This window comes from Pseudodesulfovibrio karagichevae (assembly GCF_041414475.1).
In the GTDB taxonomy this organism is placed as follows: domain Bacteria; phylum Desulfobacterota; class Desulfovibrionia; order Desulfovibrionales; family Desulfovibrionaceae; genus Pseudodesulfovibrio; species Pseudodesulfovibrio karagichevae.
The window spans coordinates 1-2,807 of record NZ_JBGLYH010000125.1 but is presented as its reverse complement, the minus strand read 5'-3'; the positions used below and the strand labels follow the sequence as shown (position 1 = coordinate 2,807).

Sequence of the window (2,807 nt, the reverse complement as noted above, 5' to 3'; positions counted from 1 at the left end):
GAAAACGGCATTATGTAGGAGCCGCACAAGCCTTGCGTTGAAGTGAAGCATGCCCCCGTCATACGATGGGGGCATGCCTATGAGAACCCGAACATCCCCGGCCATGGTGGCCCTGGCCCGCAAGAAAGCGGAACTGATGGGCGAAGCCGATGAACTACGAAGACGGCTTCGCAAGAAGCAGATCCAGATAGCCGCCCTTGACGAATCAATGCGCCTTCTGGACCAGGGATTCGATCCCGAAGCGGTCAAGCCCAAGCGGAAGTACACCAAGACCTTCATCCACGGCGAACTGAAGCGGATGATCTTCGACATCCTGAAGGAAGCCGACGGCGGCCCGCTGACCACCCGGCAGATCGCCGATGAAGTGCAGAAGCGGAAAGGCATGGATCGGGATGTCCGCAAGGACGTGAAGCGGGCCTTGCAGGGCTACCGGATCGTGGTCAAGGTGGGGGAAATCGAAAACCACCAAGCGCTATGGGCCTTCAAGAACTACGCAGCGACCCCAAGCGATACCCCGCCGCCCTTGCGTATCCTGTAGTCGCCCCAGTAGCCCCGGAAACGGGGCTTTTTGTCGTCATCTTCCAGGGTGAGCATCCGCCCAAGCATGTCGAAGGCGATCCGCCTGTTGTCCCACTTCCTGGCATCCTCCCGATAGGCGATTTCGTTGGCGTAGAGGTAGAGCTTTTGGGCGCTGATCTGATGGACCTGTCCCCAGACGCATCTCCGAAGCCTGCTGAACAGGGATTCCACGATATTGGTGTTCTCTCCCGCCGGCCCCATGAAATGGATACTATGGTTCACCCTGGTGTGCTTGAAGTAAGCCCTGAGGTCTGTGTACCCGGAATGTTCGTCGGTGATGACCTCGGTGCCGCCCGCGATGTTGTCCATGGCGAAGTCCATGATATCCGCCGAGTTCTCCTCGGTGACCACCTTCACCCGCGTTTCCTGTCCGCCGCCATGAGGCGACCGTTTGCGCATGGCCAGGATACACTGCTTGGGCCGCTTGGAGGAGGTCGTCTTCTCCTGGCGGTCCTCCACCTTGTTCGGATATCGCTTGGACGGGTTCATGTAGGCCCCGTCCATTTCTACTTGGCCGGTCATTGCCGGGAACGGGTCGCGGGTCTGCCACAGGGCATCCCGAAGCTTCAGGTACAGCACGTAGGCCGTCTTGTATTGCACGCCCAGCTGCCGCATCAGTTGCAGGGCGGACATGCCCTTGACCGCGTTGGCCAGGGTGACCATGGCGATGAGGATGGTCCGCAGGGGCAACTTGGTGGAAGCCAGCCAGGTGCCACTGGTGATGGAAAAGGTGTAGCCACATCCCTTGCACCGCCATTGTTCTCTGGTGCCCAGATAATAGTGGTCAATGCACCCGCATCTTGGGCACACGGGATCCCCGTCGGTCTCGGGCCAGCGTAATTTTCGGAACGTGGCGCGAACCGTTTCGTCATCCCATCCAGCGATTTCCGGGAGGGATATTGTGCGTGCCCGAGCTGCGAGCAAATGGTGTTGGTTGTGCATGGTTTCACCGAGAGACTTCGATGACCATTGTATGACATACTTTTAGAAAAAAGTCAATGATGGCAAATTGTTGCCGTAAATATTTGAAATTGCGGTGAAGAGTTTATCTTTCTTTTTCGATTGCTTCCTTAATCAAATCGCCAAGAAGGGGCGAGGAGTCGAAAAGGATGTCATAGAAATTATCCTCTGATATTTCAGAAAAATTGTTAATAATCATTGATTTTGGTTTAATAAAATGAATTTCCTTATCTTCATATTGTGAAAATTCATTGCAATAAATTCGCACATGACAGGTTACATCTTCATAGCACCTGACTGATATAAACATTTCTGTTTCAAGTTGACGCGAAGGTTGCATGTCGCCAATGTCCCACACAATGAATGAAATATTATTATTCCTAATAATCTTTAATTCTTTTGCAATATCGCTGTGAAAATTCAGTGATGATATATTATAGATATCGCGTTTTTCTGATGGGAATGGTTCTAATGATCGTGATATCTGAAAGGCAACAGGGTGATCGGGATCGAAATGTATTTCGACCCTAACAGACGATACGGCGGATTGTCCTAAATTGTTAATTCGAACCCTAAAGATACATGCGCCGGCCCAATTCTCTAGGTATTCAGCTTGTTCTCTGTAGTATGAGATGTTGTAGCTATGATTTAAAAAATCCTGAAATCCAATTCCAAGTGGGCCTGCGCTCACTGTGTAATCTCGTATATCATCTTTGTTCTCTACAGTTATTGTACAACCTTCGATTTGATACTCGTCAGGTAGCAGATTGCCATCCGGCAATACTAGAAATGATTCAATAGAAGGCTTTGGTCTTTCTGGTATAGTATGATATTGATTTTTGTCTTTCCAAATACCCAATGCACAAGATGCTATGTGGTAACAAGCTCCAATCCCAATTACCATTGTTCCCCAAAGTGGGGATATTTGTTGATTGCTATGAAAGTTTCTCAGATAGTCAAGTTGCCCAAAAAACTTTTCTGCGACAGAGATTACAGCCGCTGTTACCAACTCGCCATTCGGGGATACTACCAACATGCCTGCCCCAAGAAAAACAATTGCATAAGCCAATTTGTTATGAAACTTGGGTAGAAGCAATCTCTCAAGCCATTTAAGGAGTATTCTGCCTATTTCTGAATCAAAAAAGTTCGTTTTTCTCATTTGTAACACCCTATTTATACAAGTGGTACCTCTCTTGACGAACTTGAGTCAACAATGGGCTATAGTCAATTGGTGTTATTCGGTTGTGCGGCTCCTACATAATGCCGTT

The 2,807-nt window shown here is 49.4% G+C and carries 3 protein-coding genes; 1 reads left to right on the top strand and 2 read right to left on the bottom strand.

Annotation, left to right across the window (positions count from 1 at the left end; all coding sequences use genetic code 11):
- Window positions 1-73 precede the first annotated feature (73 nt).
- Window positions 74-538 (top strand): hypothetical protein, encoded by a 465-nt coding sequence (locus tag AB6M95_RS19620; RefSeq protein ID WP_371388434.1) that lies wholly within the window; start codon window positions 74-76, stop codon window positions 536-538.
- Here the strand turns inward: AB6M95_RS19620 and AB6M95_RS19615 are convergent.
- Window positions 490-1,521: an IS1595 family transposase gene (locus AB6M95_RS19615; RefSeq protein ID WP_371388433.1), complete on the bottom strand. Its 1,032-nt coding sequence runs from the start codon at window positions 1,519-1,521 to the stop codon at window positions 490-492. The two genes, AB6M95_RS19620 and AB6M95_RS19615, sit on opposite strands and share 49 nt — an antisense overlap.
- A gap of 103 nt (window positions 1,522-1,624) precedes the next feature.
- The gene (locus tag AB6M95_RS19610) at window positions 1,625-2,698 is read right to left on the bottom strand and encodes a hypothetical protein (RefSeq protein ID WP_371388432.1); all 1,074 of its coding nucleotides are present in this window, start codon (window positions 2,696-2,698) and stop codon (window positions 1,625-1,627) included.
- Window positions 2,699-2,807: the final 109 nt, after the last annotated feature.

Coding starts and splice junctions, on each gene's coding strand:
- AB6M95_RS19620 (WP_371388434.1), top strand. CDS start 74: ATGCCTATGAGAACCCGAACATCCCCGGCCATGGTGGCCCTGGCCCGC.
- AB6M95_RS19615 (WP_371388433.1), bottom strand. CDS start 1,521: ATGCACAACCAACACCATTTGCTCGCAGCTCGGGCACGCACAATATCC.
- AB6M95_RS19610 (WP_371388432.1), bottom strand. CDS start 2,698: ATGAGAAAAACGAACTTTTTTGATTCAGAAATAGGCAGAATACTCCTT.